At 69.3% G+C, this 18,649-nt stretch carries 18 protein-coding genes and 1 pseudogene; 7 read left to right on the forward strand and 12 right to left on the reverse strand.

Annotation, left to right across the window (positions count from 1 at the left end):
• Positions 1 to 149 precede the first annotated feature (149 nt).
• The gene (locus SK571_RS32340) at positions 150 to 800 is read left to right on the forward strand and encodes a hypothetical protein (protein WP_319987889.1); all 651 of its coding nucleotides are present in this window, start codon (positions 150 to 152) and stop codon (positions 798 to 800) included.
• Here SK571_RS32340 and SK571_RS32345 read toward each other — a convergent pair.
• On the reverse strand, positions 797 to 1,954 hold the full coding sequence (locus tag SK571_RS32345; RefSeq protein WP_319987890.1) for a hypothetical protein: 1,158 nt from the start codon (positions 1,952 to 1,954) through the stop codon (positions 797 to 799). The genes SK571_RS32340 and SK571_RS32345 overlap by 4 nt on opposite strands.
• Positions 1,955 to 2,035: 81 nt before the next feature.
• Positions 2,036 to 2,563 (reverse strand): CGNR zinc finger domain-containing protein, encoded by a 528-nt coding sequence (locus tag SK571_RS32350; protein WP_319987891.1) that lies wholly within the window; start codon positions 2,561 to 2,563, stop codon positions 2,036 to 2,038.
• Between the two features lie 117 nt (positions 2,564 to 2,680).
• On the opposite strand from SK571_RS32350, the gene SK571_RS32355 reads away from it, so the two are divergent.
• Both SK571_RS32355 and SK571_RS32360 read left to right on the forward strand, forming a co-directional pair.
• Positions 2,681 to 3,115, forward strand: a complete 435-nt coding sequence (locus SK571_RS32355) for a nuclear transport factor 2 family protein (RefSeq protein WP_319987892.1) — start codon at positions 2,681 to 2,683, stop codon at positions 3,113 to 3,115.
• 5 nt (positions 3,116 to 3,120) lie between these two features.
• On the forward strand, positions 3,121 to 3,801 hold the full coding sequence (locus tag SK571_RS32360) for an MOSC domain-containing protein (RefSeq protein ID WP_319988005.1): 681 nt from the start codon (positions 3,121 to 3,123) through the stop codon (positions 3,799 to 3,801).
• Between the two features lie 160 nt (positions 3,802 to 3,961).
• On the opposite strand, the gene icmF is transcribed toward SK571_RS32360, so the two are convergent.
• A complete protein-coding gene (gene icmF / locus SK571_RS32365) occupies positions 3,962 to 7,168 on the reverse strand; it encodes a fused isobutyryl-CoA mutase/GTPase IcmF (RefSeq protein ID WP_319987893.1) in 3,207 nt (1,068 codons plus the stop codon).
• Positions 7,169 to 7,304: 136 nt separating this feature from the next.
• Here icmF and SK571_RS32370 point away from each other — a divergent pair, with 136 nt between their 5' ends.
• Entirely contained in the window at positions 7,305 to 7,646 is a 342-nt protein-coding gene (locus tag SK571_RS32370) for an iron chaperone (RefSeq protein ID WP_319987894.1), read from the forward strand.
• Positions 7,647 to 7,985: 339 nt separating this feature from the next.
• Here the strand turns inward: SK571_RS32370 and SK571_RS32375 are convergent, their stop codons facing one another.
• Positions 7,986 to 9,233, reverse strand: a complete 1,248-nt coding sequence (locus SK571_RS32375; protein WP_319987895.1) for a LuxR C-terminal-related transcriptional regulator — start codon at positions 9,231 to 9,233, stop codon at positions 7,986 to 7,988.
• A 140-nt stretch (positions 9,234 to 9,373) separates the two neighbouring features.
• Here SK571_RS32375 and SK571_RS32380 point away from each other — a divergent pair.
• Positions 9,374 to 10,282, forward strand: a pseudogene (locus SK571_RS32380) (NADP-dependent oxidoreductase).
• On the opposite strand, the gene SK571_RS32385 reads toward SK571_RS32380, so the two are convergent.
• The gene (locus SK571_RS32385) at positions 10,243 to 11,133 is read right to left on the reverse strand and encodes a polyprenyl synthetase family protein (protein WP_319987896.1); all 891 of its coding nucleotides are present in this window, start codon (positions 11,131 to 11,133) and stop codon (positions 10,243 to 10,245) included. The pseudogene SK571_RS32380 and the gene SK571_RS32385 overlap by 40 nt on opposite strands.
• A gap of 179 nt (positions 11,134 to 11,312) precedes the next feature.
• On the opposite strand from SK571_RS32385, the gene SK571_RS32390 reads away from it, so the two are divergent.
• Positions 11,313 to 12,278 carry an aldo/keto reductase gene (locus tag SK571_RS32390; RefSeq protein WP_319987897.1) on the forward strand — a complete coding sequence of 322 codons (966 nt, stop codon included), beginning with the start codon at positions 11,313 to 11,315 and terminating at the stop codon, positions 12,276 to 12,278.
• A 30-nt stretch (positions 12,279 to 12,308) separates the two neighbouring features.
• Positions 12,309 to 12,707, forward strand: coding sequence for a TOBE domain-containing protein (locus SK571_RS32395; RefSeq protein ID WP_090010749.1), 399 nt, complete (start codon positions 12,309 to 12,311; stop codon positions 12,705 to 12,707).
• 6 nt (positions 12,708 to 12,713) lie between these two features.
• Here SK571_RS32395 and SK571_RS32400 read toward each other — a convergent pair whose 3' ends face one another.
• The 7 genes from SK571_RS32400 to SK571_RS32430 form a co-directional block, all read right to left on the reverse strand.
• Positions 12,714 to 13,904 carry an acyl-CoA dehydrogenase family protein gene (locus SK571_RS32400; RefSeq protein ID WP_319987898.1) on the reverse strand — a complete coding sequence of 397 codons (1,191 nt, stop codon included), beginning with the start codon at positions 13,902 to 13,904 and terminating at the stop codon, positions 12,714 to 12,716.
• Complete coding sequence (locus tag SK571_RS32405) at positions 13,904 to 14,734, reverse strand: 3-hydroxyacyl-CoA dehydrogenase NAD-binding domain-containing protein (RefSeq protein ID WP_319987899.1); 831 nt, start codon at positions 14,732 to 14,734, stop codon at positions 13,904 to 13,906. Before SK571_RS32405 ends, SK571_RS32400 begins: the two co-directional genes overlap by 1 nt.
• Positions 14,731 to 15,450, reverse strand: coding sequence for an acetoacetate decarboxylase (locus SK571_RS32410; RefSeq protein ID WP_319987900.1), 720 nt, complete (start codon positions 15,448 to 15,450; stop codon positions 14,731 to 14,733). The genes SK571_RS32405 and SK571_RS32410 overlap by 4 nt, the downstream gene beginning before the upstream one ends.
• Positions 15,451 to 15,452: 2 nt before the next feature.
• Positions 15,453 to 16,196, reverse strand: a complete 744-nt coding sequence (locus tag SK571_RS32415) for a crotonase/enoyl-CoA hydratase family protein (RefSeq protein WP_319987901.1) — start codon at positions 16,194 to 16,196, stop codon at positions 15,453 to 15,455.
• On the reverse strand, positions 16,193 to 17,356 hold the full coding sequence (locus SK571_RS32420) for a CaiB/BaiF CoA transferase family protein (RefSeq protein WP_319987902.1): 1,164 nt from the start codon (positions 17,354 to 17,356) through the stop codon (positions 16,193 to 16,195). The genes SK571_RS32415 and SK571_RS32420 overlap by 4 nt, the downstream gene beginning before the upstream one ends.
• Before the next feature lie 114 nt (positions 17,357 to 17,470).
• On the reverse strand, positions 17,471 to 18,379 hold the full coding sequence (locus tag SK571_RS32425) for a LysR family transcriptional regulator (RefSeq protein WP_319987903.1): 909 nt from the start codon (positions 18,377 to 18,379) through the stop codon (positions 17,471 to 17,473).
• The gene (locus SK571_RS32430; RefSeq protein WP_319987904.1) at positions 18,331 to 18,627 is read right to left on the reverse strand and encodes a hypothetical protein; all 297 of its coding nucleotides are present in this window, start codon (positions 18,625 to 18,627) and stop codon (positions 18,331 to 18,333) included. Before SK571_RS32430 ends, SK571_RS32425 begins: the two co-directional genes overlap by 49 nt.
• Positions 18,628 to 18,649: the final 22 nt, after the last annotated feature.

Consider the following 18,649-nt stretch of genomic DNA (forward strand, 5'->3'; position numbering starts at 1 on the left):
GGACCTCGTCGAGCAGCTCGTCGAGATCGCGGCGACCAGGCACGTCAGGCACGCCGCCTAGATTCGCACACTTTCGACCAACTCACGGCCCTAGGAAATGAGGACCTTCGACCGTGGCTCGGCCGTCGTTCCGGCCCGACAGTATGACCATGACCGTCACCGTGCCAGGCTCACTCGGACTAGCGAGTGAGGAAGTGCGCGGCGTCCTCTCCCTGGCCAGGGCCTCCGCTCCCGACGTGCGGTTCGCGGTGCGTCCCGAACAGATCGAGCTGCACACCACCGGGCCGCACAGCCGGGAGACGCGGCTGGCCTGCGGGGCGGCGCTGCTCATTGCCCGGCTGGCACTGCAGGGACACGGCATCCGTCCACTGGTGACGCTGCTGCCCGGACCGAGCGCACACGACGCAGCGGCGGCCATCAGGCTCGGCGGCTACCAGGAGCCGAACTCGGACGTGCTGGCGCTGCTGCGGTCGCTGGGCGCGAACCGTCGCACGTGGACGACGTTCCCCGAACTCGCCGCCTGGCGCGGCCTGCTGTCGCGGGCGGCCGAAGTGGAGCGTGCCTGGCTGCACGTGCGCAGCGGCACCGAGCTGGTGCTGTGCACGTTCACCCAGGGTGCCGCGGCGGAAATCCGCGCGGGGCAGGCGATGCAGCGCGTCGTGCTGACCGCGGGAACGGCCGGGTTCACCGTCTCCCCCGCCCACGACCCGATGAGCCTGTCCGCGTTGCGCGCGGACCTGCGCCCCTGTCTGGGCAGCACTCTGGTGCCCCAGATCGTGCTGCGCCTGGGCAGTGTTTAGCGCGCCATCACCGCCTTCCACAGCAGACGTGCCAGCTCCGGGTGGCAGATGTCGTTGTGAGCGCCCGCGATCCCGTCGATCCGGCGGATCACGGACGTGCAGTCGACGTTGTGCACCTGCCCCCGCAGGAGCTCGCCGGGAGAGCCGATGTTGTGGCCGTGCGCGTAAGTGCCCTGCACACCGTGCGAGCCGAGGCCGCCGTACTTCGGGTACTCGTCGAGGTCGACCTGCCGGCCCGATCGCGCGGCCAGCGGGTAGAACCGGCCGATGGCGTAGTCGTTCGACGACGTGGTGACGATGATCGGGCCGGGCACGCGGCCGAGCACGCCGCGGAAGTAGCCGGAGCCGGGTTCGCCGGGCAGCCGTTCCGCGAACGACCACAGCGACATCGCGGCCTGCACGAGGGTCAGCGTCGCGGCGGGCACCACGTTCGCCATCGCGGTGGCGGTGATGCAGCCGAAGCTGTGGCCCATCAGGTGGATGCGCGCGGCCGGGGCGGCCTGGGCGACCTCGCGGGCGATCCTGGCCGCGCCGCTCTCGCCGAACACCTTGGCGCGCCGCTTCATCTTCCAGAACGTCAGGATCCGCAACGGCGACAGGATGCCGCCCAGCGCCGGATCCTCCAGGCACGCCCGGTAGAGCTGCTCGGCGTCGAACGCCATCCCGTCCTCTCCCGGCAGGTCCGGGACCGAGCTCTCCAGGTAGTCGTAAGCCTGTTTGACTCCTGCCGACATCCGGCAGGGGTGCTGCCGGGCGGCCTGGACGATCGTGCGCACGGCGGCCGTGCGTCCGGCGCCACCGCCGAGACGGTTGGCCTGTGCCTTGATGAACTCGTCCGACCGCACGTCCTCGTCGCCCCACGCCTTCGACGGCCAGTGCAGGCCGACGAGCAGGGACTTGAAACCGCCCGGAAGCCGGTGTGCCGCTTCACGTTCGGCACGGCAGCCGGCCATCGTCGCGACCCACCGCCCGTACTGCTCGCGGGCGGCCGGCACGTCGCCGTTCCACCCGTGGATGAAGAAGAAGACGTCCGTGACGCCTTGGCGGGCGTCGTACAGCACGTCCGCGCTGTCCCGCCCCCGCTCGTTGCCGGTCTCGTCGAAGCAGACGAGGTGATAGCTGATGTCGTGACCTGGCACGGATTCTCGGGACATCGCGGATCACCACCACACAGAACGCGCCCCACTGTTGTCCGTTTAATCGGAATCGGAGCGGCCCATGTTTACCCCCGCTGATCAGGAAAACCCGTTCGGACCAGGGGATTCACCCCGATTGCGCCGGTAGTGGCGAGCCGCGCGGACCCTGTTGCCGCACGACGGCGAGCACCATTCACGACGCGGGTGGTCCTTCACGAAGTAGAGCACGCAGCCCGGCGCATAACAGGCGCGCAACAGAACCCCGTCCTCGCCGGTGAACAGGTCCACGGCCTCCGCCGCGATCGAGGCGCGCTCACGATCCGCCAGCGATCCGTCGCTTTCGTTGTGCCGCAGCAGTTCGCCGTCCCGCACGGTCAGCTGCGGCCACCTCTGCGCACTGCGCGCCGCACGGTTGACCTCGGCCACGGCCCGCTCCAGGTCACGATCCCGCGCGACCGCACGCGTGTCCTCGGTCAGCACGCCCGCGAGGTCTCGCAGTGCCTGCCGCAACGAGCGGAACGCGTCGAGATCGGCTTCGTCCACCGGAACGCCGAGGAAGTCGCGGAGCCCACCGACAGTCGTCAGGTCGTCGTGGACCTGCGACCGATTGGCCCAGATGGTGTTCATCAGCAGGACCGGACGGGGCTCGTCGGGCGTCAGCACGCCTAACGGTAACACAGGCTTGCATCCGTTAGAAAACCGTTCTAACGTTTGCAGCGTCGCCCAACCGTTGGAAGGATCGTCGTGAGACTCGTGCCTCCGTTCGACGCCGAGACCGCCCGCCTCAAGGTCCAGGCGGCCCAGGACGCCTGGAACACCAAGGACCCGGTGCGCGTCGCCGGCGCGTACACGCCGGATTCGGTGTGGCGCAACAGGTCCGAGTTCGTCCACGGCACCGGCGAGATCGTCGCGTTCCTGACGAGGAAGTGGGAGCGCGAGCACGAGTACGTGCTGCGCAAGTCGTTGTGGGCCTTCGGCGACGACCGCATCGCCGTGCGCTTCCAGTACGAGTGGCACGACGACGAGGGCCAGTGGTGGCGCAGCTACGGCAACGAGAACTGGGAGTTCGCCGCGTCCGGCCTGATGCGCAGGCGCGAGGCGAGCATCAACGACGTGAAGATCGCCGAGTCCGAGCGCCGCATCGACCCGGACTCCACCTACGAGATCCCTGCGGAGTGAGGACCATGCACGTCAAGGCGTTGTGGCGCTACCCGGTGAAGTCACTGGGCGGCGAGGAACTGCAGCAGGCCACGTTCACCCCGGACGGCGTCGAGGGCGACCGGCTGGTGCACGTGCGGGGCCCGCACGGCGTGCTGACCGGACGCACCCGGTACGGCCTGCTCACCATCCCCGCGACCACCGGCCCGGACGGCCCGCTGGTGGACGGACATCCCTGGGACAGCTGGCAGGCCCACGAGCGGGTGCTCCCGTTCGGCGGCAGGCTGACCCGCTACACCGGTCCGGAGCGCTTCGACGTGCTGAACGTCCTGGTGGCGACGGACGGCCAGGTCGAGGCCGCGGGCGTCGACGTGCGGCGGCTGCGGCCCAACATCCTCATCGGCGGCGTCGAGGCCGGCGAGGAGGACTCGTGGCCGGGGCACGCGCTGGTCGTCGGTGACGTCGTGATCGGGATGTACAAGAAGCGCGCCCGGTGCGTGGTCACGACGATCGACCCCGACACCGGCGCGCAGGACCTCGACGTGCACCGGCGCATCCGGCACGAGTTCGGCGGCGTGCTGTGCCTGGACAGCTGGGTGGTCCAGCCGGGGGTGGTGAACGTCGGTGACCCGGTGGAGCTGGTGCCGACCGACGAGCTCCCCGGCCACATCGGCGGGTGGATCGTCGGCCGGCCCTATGCGGTCTAGGGTCTGTATCGGAGTCTGGTGCGATGAGAGTCGCGCTTGAGGTGGTTCCTGGTGGTGCGGCCGAACGGCCCGCATACCGGTGTTGTACGTGGGTCGTCCGGCCGTGCCGCCAGGGGCCGCCTCGGGCCCGGCTGTCGCGGATCAGACTCCGATACAGGCCCTATATGTTGCGGCGGTACTGGCCGCCCACCTCGAAGAACGCCTCGGTGATCTGGCCGAGCGTGCACACGCGGGCCGCGTCCATCAGCACCGCGAACACGTTCTCGTTCGTCTGCGCCACCTCACGCAGCCGCGCCAGCGCCTTCTGCGCCTCGTCGCGGTGCGCGGCCTGGTAGGCGCGGGTGCGCTCTACCTGCGACTTTTTCTCCTCCTCGGTGGCGCGCGCGAGCTCGATCTTCACGACCTCGCGCTCGCCGCCCTCGGGCAGGAAGGTGTTGACGCCGATCAACGGCAGCGAGCCGTCGTGCTTGCGCTGTTCGTAGAGCATCGACTCGTCCTGGATGCGGCCGCGCTGGTAGCCGGTCTCCATCGCGCCGAGCACGCCGCCGCGTTCGGAGATGCGGTCGAACTCCATCAGCACGGCCTCTTCGACGAGGTCCGTCAGCTCGTCGATGACGAACGAGCCCTGCAGCGGGTTCTCGTTCGCGGAGAGGCCCCACTCCTTGTTGATGATCATCTGGATGGCCATCGCGCGGCGGACGGACGACTCCGTGGGAGTGGTGATCGCCTCGTCGTAGGCGTTGGTGTGCAAGGAGTTGCAGTTGTCGTACAGCGCGCAGAGAGCCTGCAGCGTCGTGCGGATGTCGTTGAAGTCCATCTCCTGCGCGTGCAGCGAACGGCCCGACGTCTGCACGTGGTACTTGAACTTCTGCGAACGCTCCGCGGCGCCGTAGCGGTCGCGCATGGCCACGGCCCAGATGCGGCGCGCCACGCGGCCGATGACGCTGTACTCGGCGTCCATGCCGTTGGAGAAGAAGAACGACAGGTTCGGTGCGAAGTCGTCGATGTTCATGCCGCGCGCCAGGTACGACTCGACGTAGGTGAAGCCGTTGGCGAGCGTGAAGGCGAGCTGGCTGATGGGGTTCGCCCCGGCCTCGGCGATGTGGTAGCCCGAGATCGACACCGAGTAGAAGTTGCGGACCTGCTGCTGGATGAACCACTCCTGGATGTCCGCCATCATGCGCAGCGAGAACTCCGTGGAGAAGATGCAGGTGTTCTGGCCCTGGTCCTCCTTGAGGATGTCGGCCTGAACGGTGCCGCGGACGTTCGCCAGCGCGAACGCCCTGAGCCTCGCGTACTCGTCGGCGTCGGGCTCGCGGTCGTTGTCCGCCTTGAACTTCTCGACCTGCTGGTCGATCACCGTGTTGAGGAAGTACGCGAGGATCGTCGGCGCCGGGCCGTTGATCGTCATCGACACCGACGTCGTCGGCGCGACCAGGTCGAAGCCGTCGTACAGGGCCTTCATGTCGTCCAGCGACGCGATCGAGACGCCGGAGGTGCCGATCTTGCCGTAGACGTCCGGCGGGGTGTCGGGGTCGCGGCCGTAGAGCGTCACCGAGTCGAACGCCGTGGACAGGCGCGTGGCCGGGTTGCCCTGCGACAGGTACTTGAAGCGGCGGTTGGTGCGGAACGCGTCGCCCTCGCCCGCGAACATGCGCGCCGGGTCCTCACCCTCGCGCTTGAACGGGAAGACCCCTGCGGTGTAGGGGAAGAAGCCCGGCAGGTTCTCCTTGCGCAGGAACCGCAGCAGCGAGCCCTCGTCGTCGTAGCGGGGCAGGCTGACCCGGCGGACCTGGTTGCCGGACAACGTCTCGCGCGTGAGCCTGGTGCGGATCTCCTTGTCCCGCACCTTGAACACGAGCTCGTCGCCGGAGTACTGCTCGACGGTCGCCGGCCACGCCTGCAGCAGGTCCGCCGTCTCGCGGTCGACCTTGCGCCCGGCCTCCGCCGCCAGTTCGGCGATGTCCGAGACGCCCTTGCCCGCTGCCTCCAGCGCCTTCTGCGCACCGGAGAGCTGGGTGTGCCTGCGGATCGCCTCGACCTGCTCCTCGGTCCTGCGGTGGTAGCCGCGCACCGTGTCGGAGATGTCGGAGAGGTAGCGCGCGCGGGCGGCGGGCACGACCGTGGACGCGGAGGTCGACGTCTTGCCGGAGACGACGGGAAGAGCGCCCTCCTCGACCGCGAGACCGTGCTCCACCAGGCCGTCGCGCAGGAACTGGTAGAGCGCCGTCACGCCGTCGTCGTTGAACGTCGCGGCGGACGTGCCGTAGACCGGCATGTCCTCCCACTTGACGCCGAACGCCTCGCGGTTGCGCACCATCTGCCGTGCGACGTCCCTGCGAGCGTCCTCGGCACCTCGGCGCTCGAACTTGTTGATCGCCACGGCGTCCGCGTAGTCGAGCATGTCGATCTTCTCGAGCTGCGACGCGGCACCGAACTCCGGCGTCATCACGTACAGCGAGAAGTCGACGAACGGCACGATGGCCGCGTCACCCTGACCGATACCGGGCGTCTCGACGATGACGAGATCCGCACCGGACGCCTTGCACGCCACGATGGCCTGCTCCAGGCCGTCCGGGATCTCGCTGCCCGCACGGCGCGTGGCCAGCGAACGGAAGAACACGCGGTCGCCGTCGAGGCAGTTCATCCGGATGCGGTCGCCGAGCAGCGCGCCACCACCACGCCGGCGCGTCGGGTCGACGGCGAGCACGGCGATGCGCAGCTTGTCCTGCTGGTCGAGCCGGAAGCGGCGCACCAGCTCGTCGGTGAGCGACGACTTGCCCGAGCCACCGGTGCCGGTGATGCCGAGGACCGGCACCTTGCGCGTGGTCGTCAGGGGCTCCGCGGTCCCGGCCTCGATGTGCGTGATCGCGCGCGCCAGGGCCTCGTCCGCCCCCGTCAGCAGCGCGTCGTGGCTGAACGGCTCCGTCAGCGCGTGGTCGCACTCCTCGATCATCAGGTTGATCATCCGGGCGAGGCCGAGCGTCTGCCCGTCCTGCGGCGAGAAGATCCGCGCGACCCCGCGCGAGTGCAGCAGCTCGATCTCCTCGGGGACGATGACGCCGCCACCACCGCCGTAGACCCGGATGTGCCCGGCGCCGCGCTCGTTGAGCAGCTCGACCAGGTACGAGAAGTACTCGACGTGCCCGCCCTGGTACGCGCTGATGGCGATGCCCTGCGCGTCCTCCTGGATCGCCGCGTCGACGACCTCCGCCACCGACCTGTTGTGGCCGAGGTGGATGACCTCCGCACCCTGCGACTGCAGGATCCTCCGCATGATGTTGATAGCCGCGTCGTGGCCGTCGAACAGGCTGGACGCGGTCACAAAGCGCACCGGGTTCACCGGCTTGTGCAGAGTGGTCGCCATGAGAATAGTTTGACTTCCTACTATCGGACGTGCAACCGAGGGTGGTCCAGGTCTCTGTATCGAGAAGGAAGGCACATCGTCCCGCCGCCTGCCACAGGTTCGCTCGCGGAGCACTTCGCGCGAGTAGCGTGCCGCCATGGCCGACGTTGACGACTACTTCGCGAGCCTCGACGCTCCGGCACGCGACGCGTTCGCGCGCATCCGCGCACTGGCCGAGGAACTCGCCCCGGCGGCCGAGCAGGGCCTGAGCTACGGCCTGGCCGCGCTGAGGCTCAAGGGCAAGCCGCTGCTCGGGTTCAAGGCGGCGAAGGACCACCTGGCCGTGTTCCCGTTCAGCCCCGCGGCCGTCGACGTGGTGCGCGACCGGCTGGCCGGTTTCTCGCTGTCCAAGGGGACTGTCCGGTTCACGACCGACATGCCGCTGCCCGACGACGTGGTGCGCGACCTCGTGCGGCAGCGGATGGGTGAGATCGGCTAGCGGTATGTCGCAGCTATCTCTTGGATTAGTGACGAGTGGGAGGGACGTCGGCAGGTGGCCGGGCTTCGATCATGAAGATCGCGCTCTCATGGCTGTCACCTGCACAGTTGGCGGTACTTGAGGTGATCAGCAAACGATTGCGCCGGTAGTTTTCTACCGCCAACTCGGCGACAAATGTGCGTGAGAGCGCGACCATCCGGGGCTTTCGGGTAACGAGCGACCACACCGCCCAGCCCTCTGCCCTGCTCAACGGAGCACAACTTAACCGCGACGCTCTACTAGGCCGTGTCCTGTGAGTCTGTTCGATGAGAGTCACGGTCGAGGCTCACAGGACACGGGCTAGCGCGTGGTGGCGCCCCACTCGTGCGCCAGGGCAGCGGCCTCACCGCGTGAGCCGACGCCCAGCTTCTCCAGGATCTTCGCCACGTGGAACTTCACCGTGGACTCGCTGATGTGCAGCTCACCGGCGATGTCGCGGTTGCGCCGCCCGCGGGCGAGGCGGCCCAGCACCTCGAGCTCCCGCGCGCCCAGCACGGTCAGCGGGTCCTCGCGCGGGCTCTCCGGCGGCCCGAGCGGCACCTCGATCGTCACGGTCGCGCCCCAGCCCGGCACCGCGTCGACCTCGACCTTCCCGCCGAGCGGCCCGAGGCGTTCCGGCACCCGGCGCCGGTCGAGGCCGGCGCAGGACAGGGTGCCGGGACCGTCGTCCCGCACGGTCGCGCGCAGCACCGCCCCGACGATCCTCCAGCCGATGTGGACGCGGCCGACCCCGCCCTGGTCGTCCAGCATCGCGTGCACGGCCGACCTGACCACCGCGGCGGCCGTGGCGGAGATCCCGGTCGGCACGATCCGGTCCGCGCCCTCCTCCGCGCCGGGCGTGCCGAGGTCCAGGCGCACGTCGCGGCCGCGCATCACCCGGCGCAACGACTCGGCGAGCCGTTCGAAGGCCTCCCCCACCCGTTCCTCGGTCTGCGCCCGGTCCAGCTCGGCCCTCGACCTCAGTTCGACCAGTGCGGTGACGGCGAGGTCGACGGACCGCGAGCGGGCGGTCGCGTCGTCCACGCCGTGGTCGCGCAGCACGCCGAGCAGCGCGGCCAGCGAGGCGCCGTACGCGTCACCGAGGTCGGAGATGGCGACGGCACGCGCCGCGGCGGCCGCCCGGGACACCGCGAGCGTCGCGGGCACCGCCTCGTTGCGCATGCCCTCCATGTACGCCGTCACCACGTTCCACAGCGCGACGGCGGGCGCCAGCACCTCCTCGGCCACCGGGGTGTCGTCGGTGCGCAGGAGCACGAGCAGCGCGCTCGGTTCGGACACGTCGCTCACGAGCACGACGACCGGCACGTCGGCACCGGCCATGACCGCCCGCCCCTGCCAGGCTCCGCTGTCCGGCAGCAGTGGACGCAGCGCGGCGATGTCGGTGATCGTCACCGGCGCCTCGCCGCGGAGCTTGAACGGTGCGAACGAGCAGTTGGACAGCTCGGCCACGGCCTGGTGCGGAATGGCGCCGGCGATCGCCGCCGACAGCCGCGACAGCGTTTCGCTCAGCGGTGCCCGGATCACGTCGGAGGCAGCCTGCAGGTCCATGGTTTTCAGCGTAGTCCGCCCAGACGAGCACTCGGCTGGTCTTTCGACTAGGTGGGACTAGCCGAAGTGATGGGGCAGGAAGAGCGCCGCCGTCGCTAGTGTTGACATGTCAACCAAACGACCGGCACCAGGAGACAGAGATGAAGGCGATCACCTACACCACGTTCGGCGGCCCGGAAGTGCTGAGCCTGACCGAGGTCGAGCAGCCGCACGCCGGACCGGGACAGGTCCGGTTGAAAGTCGTCGCGGCGGCAGTCAACCCGCTGGACCACAAGATCCGCAACGGGTGGATGCCACCATAGATGACGCCCCCGTTCCCGGTGACGCCCGGCCTGGAGGCGGCCGGCATCGTCGACGAGGTCGGCGAGGGCGTCACTGGCGTCGAGGTGGGCGACGCGGTCCTGGGCTGGACCGTCACCGGCGCCTACGCCGAGTACGCGCTGGCCTCCGAGTTCGCCCTCAAGCCCGCCGACCTCGACTGGGACACGGCAGCCGCGCTGCCCGTGGCCGTGGAGACGTCGGTCCGCGTGCTCGACGAGCTGAAGGTCGGCGAGGGCGAGACGCTGCTGATCCACGGAGCCTCGGGCGTGGTCGGCGCCGTCGGCGTCCAGCTCGCGGTGGCCCGCGGTGCCACGGTCATCGGCACGGCCTCCCCCGGCAACCACGACTACGTGCGGTCGCTCGGCGCCACCCCGGTCGCTCACGGCGAGGGGCTCGCCGACCGGATCCGCGCCGCCGCGCCGCAGGGCGTCGACGCCGTGTACGACGCCGCGGGGCACGGCGACCTGCCGCTGTCGATCGAGCTGCGCGGCGGCACCGACCGGATCGTCACCATCGCCGACCCCCAGGCCGCCGAGCTCGGTGTCACGTTCTCCGGTGGTGGCGGCCCGTTCGGCGCGCGGCTCGGCGAGTACGCCCGGCTCGCGGTGGACGGCAAGCTCACCGTGCGAGTCGCGCAGAGCCTGCCGCTGGCCGACGCGGCCCAGGCGCAGGAACTGGTCGCGACCGGTCACGCACCGGGCAAGGTCGTGCTGCGGCCCGCCGGCTGAGCGGGCACGGCCGGCGCCGGGGCGCACCGGGCGGTCGTGACCTCCCTGGCGAGCGAGGACAGCTCCTCCGCCGCCCGCGCCCTCGGACCACACCGCCGCAGGTGGTTCAGGGCGCGGGCGAGCAGCAGTTCCGCCTGCTGTTCGCACCACTTCCGCCCGCCGTCGACCGTCATGCCGGCTATGGCCGCCGCCACGACCGGGAGCGTGCGGCGGCCGTGTGCGAGGTCGTCCTGCAGAGTCAGGACGTCGTCGACGTGCTTGCACGCCAGGCCCATGTCGTCACCGAACTGCCTGAGGTGGCCTGCCTGGCTCGCGCTCGCACCGGCGGCCAGCGCGCCGAGCTCGCACGCCGCCGCCGGCAACGAGCTGTGCTTCGCCGCCGCCACACCGAGGTGCTGGGCCATGTCGGTGCCGTCCTCCTCGTCCATGCCGATCTCCTGGACGTAACCGTCCACAACGGACATCAACGCGACGTTGAGGATCATCACCCCGGGCTTGCCGAGCCGCGCGACGGCGAGTGAGAGAAGAGCGTCGGCCGCCGAGACGACCCTGTCCGCACCGAACACCTCCCACGCGCCCCTGCGGATCATGAGGTCCGCGTGCAGTTGTTCGTGCAGGTGCGCGAACTCCAGCGCGAGGGCCACCCCGGTCGCGTCCGCGTCACCGAACGCCTCGGCGGACAGCAGCACGAGCGCGGCCGTCGAGAAGTCCTGCCGTGCAAGACCGAACTCGACCACCTCGCGCGTTTCGTCCGGAAGTTCCGCCAACGCCGCCGGCAGCAACGTCCCGACCGCGCAACGGGTGCGCTCCAGCACGTGCCGCGGTGGCGCGACCAGGTCGATGCTCGTCATGGCGCTTTCCTCTCAGACCCCGGGAAAACGACGCTAAACCCGCTGGTCAGAGAATCAGGCCCAGTAGCCACTGACGTGTCGAACAGAGGCACGATCCAGCGATCCGGACTACGTTGATGTTGAACGGGTTGTCGTCACCATCACCCGACCGTGATCATCGTTTTACTGAGGGGCTGACCATGCGCTACACCAAGCTCGCCGGCATGGACGTGTCCGAGATCTGTCTCGGCATGATGAGCTACGGAGATCCGAAGCGGGGCGGCCACCCGTGGTCGTTGCCGGAGGAGGAGTCCCGGCCGTTCATCAAGGCCGCGCTCGACGCCGGCATCAACTTCTTCGACACCGCGAACATGTACTCGGCCGGTTCCTCGGAGGAGATCACCGGCGCCGCGCTGCGCGACTTCGCCCGGCGCGAGGAGATCGTGCTGGCCACCAAGGTGCACCACCGGATGCACGAAGGCCCCAACGGTTTCGGGCTGTCGCGGAAGTCGATCTTCGCCGAGATCGACAACTCGTTGCGCAGGCTCGGCACGGACTACGTGGACCTGTACCAGATCCACCGCTTCGACAGCACCGTCCCTCTCGAAGAGACACTGGAAGCGCTGCACGACGTCGTGAAGTCCGGCAAGGCCCGTTACATCGGTGCGTCGTCCATGTACGCGTGGCAGTTCGCCAAGGCGTTGTTCACGCAACGCGAGAACGGCTGGACGAAGTTCGTGTCGATGCAGAACCACTACAACCTCCTCTACCGCGAGGAGGAGCGCGAGATGCTGCCGTTGTGCGCGGACCAGGGCATCGCCGTGATCCCGTGGAGCCCGCTGGCCCGCGGACGCCTGGTCCGCGACTGGGACGCGACGACCGCGCGCACCGAGACCGACGAGTTCGGGTCCACCCTGTACCTGGAGTCGGACCGCGCGATCGTCGACCAGGTCGCCGCCACCGCCGCCGCCCGCGGGGTGTCGCGGGCGCAGGTCGCGCTGGCCTGGTTGCGGCGCAATCCCGTTGTCACGGCACCGATCGTCGGCATCACCAAGCCCGCGCAGCTCGACGACGCGGTGGCGGCGCTGGACTTCGAGCTGACCGACGACGAGGCCGCGCAACTGGAGTCGGGTTACCAGCCGCACCGCATCGCCGGGCACTCCTGACTCCGCGAACGCGGATATACACTTCCGCCCGTGCCGAACTTGCGGATCAGCGAGGCCGCCGCGCTGCTCGGTGTCAGTGACGACACCCTGCGCCGGTGGATCGACCAGGGCCGCCTCGCGTCCGTCGTCCTGGACAACGGGCGCAAGGGCGTCAGCGGGACCGAGCTCGCCGCGTTCGCGCAGAAGATGACCGACGTGGCCGAGCCCGGTGCGACCGTGGCGGCCTCGGCGCGCAACCGCATGAAGGGCATCGTCACGCGCGTCGTCAAGGACGGCGTGATGGCCCAGGTCGACATGCAGGCCGGGCCCTTCCGCATCACGTCTCTGATGAGCCGTGAGTCCGCGGACGAGCTCGGCCTGGAGGTCGGCAGCGTCGCCGTGGCCTCGATCAAGTCGACGCACGTGGTCGTCGAGATTCCCGAGGCCTGAGCGCTCTCACACGAAGGCGCTCTGCCCGGTGATCGCCTTGCCGACGATCAGCGTGTTCATCTCGCGCGTGCCCTCGAACGAGTAGATCGCCTCGGCGTCGGCGAAGAAGCGCGCCACGTCGTAGCCGAGCACGATGCCGTTGCCGCCGAAGATCTCCCGCGACCAGGCGACGACCTCGCGCATCCGGGAGGTGACGAACGCCTTCGCGAGCGACGAGTGCTCGTCCTGGAAGATGCCCGCGTCCTGCAGCTTCGCGAGCTGCACGAGCATGCCCCACGACGCGGTGATGTTGCCGAGCGACTGCACCAGCTTGTCCTGCACCATCTGGAAACGGGCGATCGGGCGGCCGAACTGCTCGCGCTCCTTCGAGTAGGCGAGGGCGGCCTCGTAGGCGCCGATCATGACGCCGAGCGCCTGCCAGGCGACGCCGCCGCGGGTGGCGCGCAGGATCTCCGCGACGTCGCGGAACGAGTCGATGCGCTGCAACCGGTTCGCCTCCGGCACGCGGACGCCGGTGAGGGTGATCTCGGCGTTCTCGACGATCCGGAACGCGATCTTGCCCTCGATCTTCTCGGCGACGAAGCCGGGCGTGCCCTTCTCCACGACGAAACCCTTGACCTGGTTGTCGGCGAGGTCGCGGGCCCACACGATCACGTGGTCGGCGAAGGTCGCGTTGCCGATCCACTTCTTGGCGCCGTTCAGCACCCACGTGTCGCCGTCGCGCTCGGCGGTGGTGCGCATGCCGCCCGCCACGTCGGAGCCGCCGAGCGGTTCGGTCATCGCGAACGCGCCGATCTTGTCCATCGCGGCCATGGCGGGCAGCCAGCGGTCGCGCTGTTCCTGCGAACCGCCCGCGTAGATCGAGTACATCGCGAGTCCGTTGTGGACGCCGAAGAACGTGGCGACCGACGCGTCGGTGCGGGTCATCTCCATCGCCAGCATGCCGGTGAGCAGGTTGCTGACGGCGGCGGGGTGCTCGCCGTAGCCCTCGTACGACAGCGCGGTGAGACCGGCGCCGCGGAACTTGCCGATCAGCTCCCGCGGGAACTCGCCCTTGGCCCAGTACTCGTTCACGAGGGGCTTGATCTCGGTGGTCATGAACTCGCGGGCGCTCAGCAGGATCTTGCGCTCCTCGTCGCTCAGCAGCGCCTCGTAGTTGTAGAAGTCGGCGGTCAGCTGGTCTTCCAGGCGGTTCATCAGTTCTCCTCCAATGCCGTCAGAACGGCGAGCTGCTTGCGGTCGCGCGTCTCGGCGAGCGCCGAGTACGTGGAGGAGCCGTAAGCGTCTTCGACGGCTTGGATCAGCCGTTCGGGATCTTGCGACGGGGTGCCCAGGGACAGCCCCTGCATGGACTTGCCGATGTGCTCGGCGAGGTGCCGGTAGCCGCCGGGACCACCACCGAGGTGGGCGCCGAGAAACGGGCCGACGGTCGCCCAGCGCAGGCCGAGCGAGTTCGTGACGACGGTGTCGAGGTCTGCGGGCGTCACGACGCCCTGTTCGACCAGGTAGGCGGCTTCGCGGGAGAGCGCGGCCTGCAGCCGGTTGCCGACGAAGCCGGGGATCTCCTTGCGTTCCACGACCGGCGTGCGGCCGAGCGAGCGGTAGAACTCCACCGCCCTGGTCACGGACTCCTCGCTCGTCTGCTCCCCCGGCACGACCTCGACCAGCGGGATCACGTGCGGCGGGTTGAACGGGTGTCCGATGAGGACGCGCGAACCGTCGATGCCCTCGGTGAACGCGGTCGAGGGGATCGCGGACGACGAGCTGAGCAGCAGCGCGTGCTCCGGCGCCTCCCTGACCAGCTCGGCGAACAGGGTCTTCTTGAACTCCAGGTCCTCCGGGCCGTTCTCCTGCACGAAGTCCGCGTCCCGCACGGCTTCCGCGACGTTCCGCGCGATCTGCACGCCGTCGGGAACGACCAGGTCGGGACGGGGATCCACGACGCGAACGGTCAGGCCGTGGTCCGCGAACAAGCGCGCCCACGAGAGGCCGATGACACCTGCCCCGATCACTGCGACGGTTTTCATGCTTCCTCCAAGTAGTTGTGAACCGGCTTGGCGGGAGCGAGCGTCAGGTCGGTGATGACGTGGCTGGCGGAGACGACCTCCAGCACGGGCAGGTCGGCGAGCGGCGCGAGGACGTGCTGGAACAGCTGCAGGCGCGCCGGGCCGGTGTACGCGGCCTTGACCACGACGTCGGTGATCTCCGTGCGCACGAGCTCCTGCACCCGCGGCGTTCCGTCATAGTCAGGGATGGTCTTCAGCATGAAGGTCGGAACCGTGATCTCCGCCTCAGCCGTGCGGCGGTCCAGTTCGTGGTGCTTGTAGCCCATGGTCGCGGTGGCCACCCGCAGCGTGCCGTAGTCGAGCGTGCCGACCAGCGCGCCGTTGTCGGCGTAGAGGTTCGGCGCGGCCATGACCTTCGGGTAGGCGCTGACCTCGCGGCCGGACGCCGTGGCGGCGAAGCTGTCGAGGTACATCGCGTGCAGGTACTCGCCGCGTTCGCCGTCGAAGACGATCTGGATCGCCTGGCCGGCCTCGGTGTACGGGCCGTAGCCGGTGACGTCGTTCATCTTCATCACCTCGAACCGGACGAGCGGCTCGTCGATCTCCAGTGGCGCCGGAACGACGGCCCGCAACGCCTCCGGGTCGGTCCGGTACACGATGTTCAGGTACTCGCGGTCGAAGAAACGGGGCTGCACGGCGGGAAACGCCGGAGCGGTCAGAGGTGTGATGCCCAGCATGATCAGCGTCCTGTCCACCGCGGAGCGCGGCGCTCGGCGAACGCGGTCATGCCCTCGCGGACGTCGGCCGTGGTCATCAGCTTCGCGCTCTCGGTGCGTTGCGCGGCCCAGGGATCGGCGGACCGCACGACCTTCTTGACGGCGGCGAGCGCCAGCGGGGCGTTCAGGGCGATCTGTTCCGCCAGCTGGAGTGCGATCGCGGCGGCCTCGCCGTTCGGCACGACCCGGTTGGCGATGCCGAGCGTGCCCGCGCGGCGGCCGTCGATCGGTTCGCCGGTCAGCAGGATCTCCATGGCGAGGTGGTGCGGGATCCGTTGCGGCAGGCGGACGACTCCCCCGGCCGCGGCGATCAGGCCGCGCTTCACCTCGGGCAGGCCGAACCTGGCGTCCTCGGCGGCGACGATCAGGTCGCAGCCCAGTGCCATCTCGAACCCGCCGCCGAGCGCGAAGCCCTCGACCGCGGCGATCAACGGCTTGGTCAGCTCGGCTTCGGTGAGGCCTCCGAGGCCGCGGTCGCCGACCACCGGCGACTCGCCCTTCAGCGCGGCCTTGAGGTCCATGCCCGCGCTGAACGAGCCGCCTGCTCCGGTGAGCACGCCCACGCGCAGTTCCGGCGTGGCCTCCAGTTCGTCGAGCGCGGCGGCGAGCTTCGTCGCGACGGCCGCGTTCACCGCGTTGCGGGCCTCCGGCCGGTCGATCGTGATCAGCAGTGCCGAACCGACGCGTTCGGTGCGAACCTCACTCATGCCAGCACTCCCTTTTCCAGTTCGGCGAACACTTCAGCGGTGTCCTGCCCCGGCAGCGGGGCGAGACGGCGGACGGTGGCGGGCGTGGCGGAGAACCGGACCGGAATGCCGATCGAGCGGATCGCGCCCTCGCTCGGGTGCTGCACGACGTCGAGCAGGTGGCCGTCGCGGACGTACGGGTCATCGTGCGCCTTGTCGAGCTCCAGCACCGGCCCGAACGGGATGCTGTGCTTGGCGCACACCTCCGCCCACTCCTCAGTGGACAGTGCGGGCGCGCACTCGTCGACCAGTCCCATCAGGTCGTCGGTGTCGCCGGGGTCGAGCCGCTCACCGGCGACGCGCGGGTCCTCGACCAGGTCGGGACGGCCCGCGGCGGCGAAGAAGTCGCGGAAGTTCTGCGGGGTGTAGGGCACGACGCAGGCGAGGCCGTCCCTGGTGTGCACGGCGTGGTGCCCCTTGGCCATCGACAGGCCGAAGCCCGTCGGCCCCTCCTCCGGCACGAACGCGTGGCCCGCGAGGTGCTCGACCAGGTTGAACGCGATCATCGTGTCGGCCATGGGGATCTCGACGCGCTGGCCCTGCCCGGTGTTGTTCCGGTGCACCAGCGCGGCGAGCACGCTGTAGGCGATGGTCAGCGACGACACCTTGTCACCGATGATCGTCGGCAGGTAGACGGGCCGGCCGAGGGCGCGGTTCGCGATGTCGACCAGGCCGGACGCGCCCTGGACGGTCTCGTCGTAGGCGGCGACGCCGGCGCGGTCGGAGTCGCCGCGGAAGCCCTGGGCGTGGGCGTAGACCAGGCCCAGGTTGCGTTCGGCGACGTCGGCGTAGTTCAGGCCGAGCCTGCTCAGCGCCCCCGGTCGCATGTTGGTGATCAGCACGTCGGCCGTGTCGATCAGCTTGAGGGCGGTCTCGCGGTCGTCCTCGTCCTTCAGGTTCAGCGCGATGCTGCGCTTGTTCCGGTTGACGTTGAGGCTCAACGGCGTCATGCCCGGCGTGGTGCGGTAGCGGCCGTTGCGGACGGTGTCCACAGGCGACTCGATCTTGATCACGTCGGCGCCGAGGTCTCCGAGGATCTGGGCCGCGTACGGGCCCATCACCACGGTCGAGAGGTCGATCACGCGCACGCCGTCCAGCGGACCGGCGGTGATGTCCTTCATCGTTCGTCCTTTCGCACCTGTTCGTTCCTGCACCACCGAAGTTAGTGAAGAACCAGGAGAAAGGGAACGATCATGTCGCGGACAATGGTATGACCACAGCGGTCACACCATTGTTCATTTGACGATCGGCTCCGCGAACACCTCTTTCGCGACCACGACGATTTCCTCGATGTCTCCACCGCTCGCCCGGTCGTGACGCCACAGCAGTCCGGTGTCGAGCTGGGCGCGGAAGTCCTCGAACGGCAGGACCGCCATGTTGTCCAGCTGGTAGCCGCGCATGGAGCTGTCCTCGTCGAGCATCGAGACGGAGAACCCGAGGCCGCCCGAGACGATCTCCGAGGTGCCCTGGTAGCCGGTGTTGCTCAGCTGGATGCGCTTTTTGATGCCCAACTCGTGCAATTGACGGTCGAGCTGCTCGAAATACGCAGGCGTGATTTCCTCTGGCGATTTCGCGTACGCGAGATCGGTGAGATCGGCCAGTTTGACCGATTTCCGGCCTTCGAACCTGTCGGCGGGCACCACGGCACCGAGGCGTTCCGACATGACGTGCAGCGTGTCGAGGGAGGCCTCCTGCACGGGCAGCCGCGCCAGCGTGAGCGCGAGCCTGCCGTCCTTGACCGCCGCGACGAGGTCCGTGGTCGTGCCCGGCCAGCGCTTGACCTCGAACCGCCCCGCGACCCTGTCCGCCAGCAGGGTCAGCCGTTCCCGCAGCGCCGGGTGGATGCCCGCGGGCATGCCGACGAACACCGTCGACCGGGCGGGTTTCGTGGCCTGGTCGAGGCGCCAGCGGATGGACCCGACCCGGTCGAGCACGTCCCGCGCGATCGGCAGCAGGGCGGTGCCGGCATCGGTCAGCGCCACGTGGTGGGTACTGCGGTCGAACAGCGGACGGCCCAGTTCGTGTTCGAGGTCCTTGATGCGCTGGCTCAGCGGGGAGGCGGCCATGTGCAGCTTCCGCGCGGCCGCCGAGAAGTTCAGTTCCTCGGCCACCGCGACGAAGTAGCGCAGGTGCAGCAGTTCCACACGCTCCACATTAGGCCTTTCGGAGCACGAACTCGTCGCTGCGGCCGCCAGTGGTCCCGCGTGCGGGCCTCGACGACGCGGTTGGCCGCGGTGTTGTCGACGAGCATCACTCGGTTGCGGCCCAAGGCGAGCAGGCCGTCGGGTGCACCGATCGGGGCGGTGATCGTGGCGACGTTCCGCGGGTCGCCGAGGGGGATGACGGCGAGTTCGCGGTCAGACGGGTGCATCGTGGTACCGCCCCACGTCATCCTGCCGATCCTCGCCACGCCA

The sequence above is a fragment of the Lentzea kristufekii genome (genome assembly GCF_033949925.1).
Classification (GTDB): Bacteria; Actinomycetota; Actinomycetes; order Mycobacteriales; family Pseudonocardiaceae; genus Lentzea; species Lentzea kristufekii.

What these genes read in the sequence shown, in the direction of transcription:
- SK571_RS32340 (WP_319987889.1), top strand. Translation starts at nt 150, where the DNA reads ATGACCGTCACCGTGCCAGGCTCACTCGGACTAGCGAGTGAGGAAGTG.
- SK571_RS32345 (WP_319987890.1), bottom strand. Translation starts at nt 1,954, where the DNA reads ATGTCCCGAGAATCCGTGCCAGGTCACGACATCAGCTATCACCTCGTC.
- SK571_RS32350 (WP_319987891.1), bottom strand. Translation starts at nt 2,563, where the DNA reads ATGAACACCATCTGGGCCAATCGGTCGCAGGTCCACGACGACCTGACG.
- SK571_RS32360 (WP_319988005.1), top strand. Translation starts at nt 3,121, where the DNA reads ATGCACGTCAAGGCGTTGTGGCGCTACCCGGTGAAGTCACTGGGCGGC.
- icmF (WP_319987893.1), bottom strand. Translation starts at nt 7,168, where the DNA reads ATGGCGACCACTCTGCACAAGCCGGTGAACCCGGTGCGCTTTGTGACC.
- SK571_RS32370 (WP_319987894.1), top strand. Translation starts at nt 7,305, where the DNA reads ATGGCCGACGTTGACGACTACTTCGCGAGCCTCGACGCTCCGGCACGC.
- SK571_RS32375 (WP_319987895.1), bottom strand. Translation starts at nt 9,233, where the DNA reads ATGGACCTGCAGGCTGCCTCCGACGTGATCCGGGCACCGCTGAGCGAA.
- SK571_RS32385 (WP_319987896.1), bottom strand. Translation starts at nt 11,133, where the DNA reads ATGACGAGCATCGACCTGGTCGCGCCACCGCGGCACGTGCTGGAGCGC.
- SK571_RS32390 (WP_319987897.1), top strand. Translation starts at nt 11,313, where the DNA reads ATGCGCTACACCAAGCTCGCCGGCATGGACGTGTCCGAGATCTGTCTC.
- SK571_RS32400 (WP_319987898.1), bottom strand. Translation starts at nt 13,904, where the DNA reads ATGAACCGCCTGGAAGACCAGCTGACCGCCGACTTCTACAACTACGAG.
- SK571_RS32405 (WP_319987899.1), bottom strand. Translation starts at nt 14,734, where the DNA reads ATGAAAACCGTCGCAGTGATCGGGGCAGGTGTCATCGGCCTCTCGTGG.
- SK571_RS32410 (WP_319987900.1), bottom strand. Translation starts at nt 15,450, where the DNA reads ATGCTGGGCATCACACCTCTGACCGCTCCGGCGTTTCCCGCCGTGCAG.
- SK571_RS32415 (WP_319987901.1), bottom strand. Translation starts at nt 16,196, where the DNA reads ATGAGTGAGGTTCGCACCGAACGCGTCGGTTCGGCACTGCTGATCACG.
- SK571_RS32420 (WP_319987902.1), bottom strand. Translation starts at nt 17,356, where the DNA reads ATGAAGGACATCACCGCCGGTCCGCTGGACGGCGTGCGCGTGATCGAC.
- SK571_RS32430 (WP_319987904.1), bottom strand. Translation starts at nt 18,627, where the DNA reads ATGACGTGGGGCGGTACCACGATGCACCCGTCTGACCGCGAACTCGCC.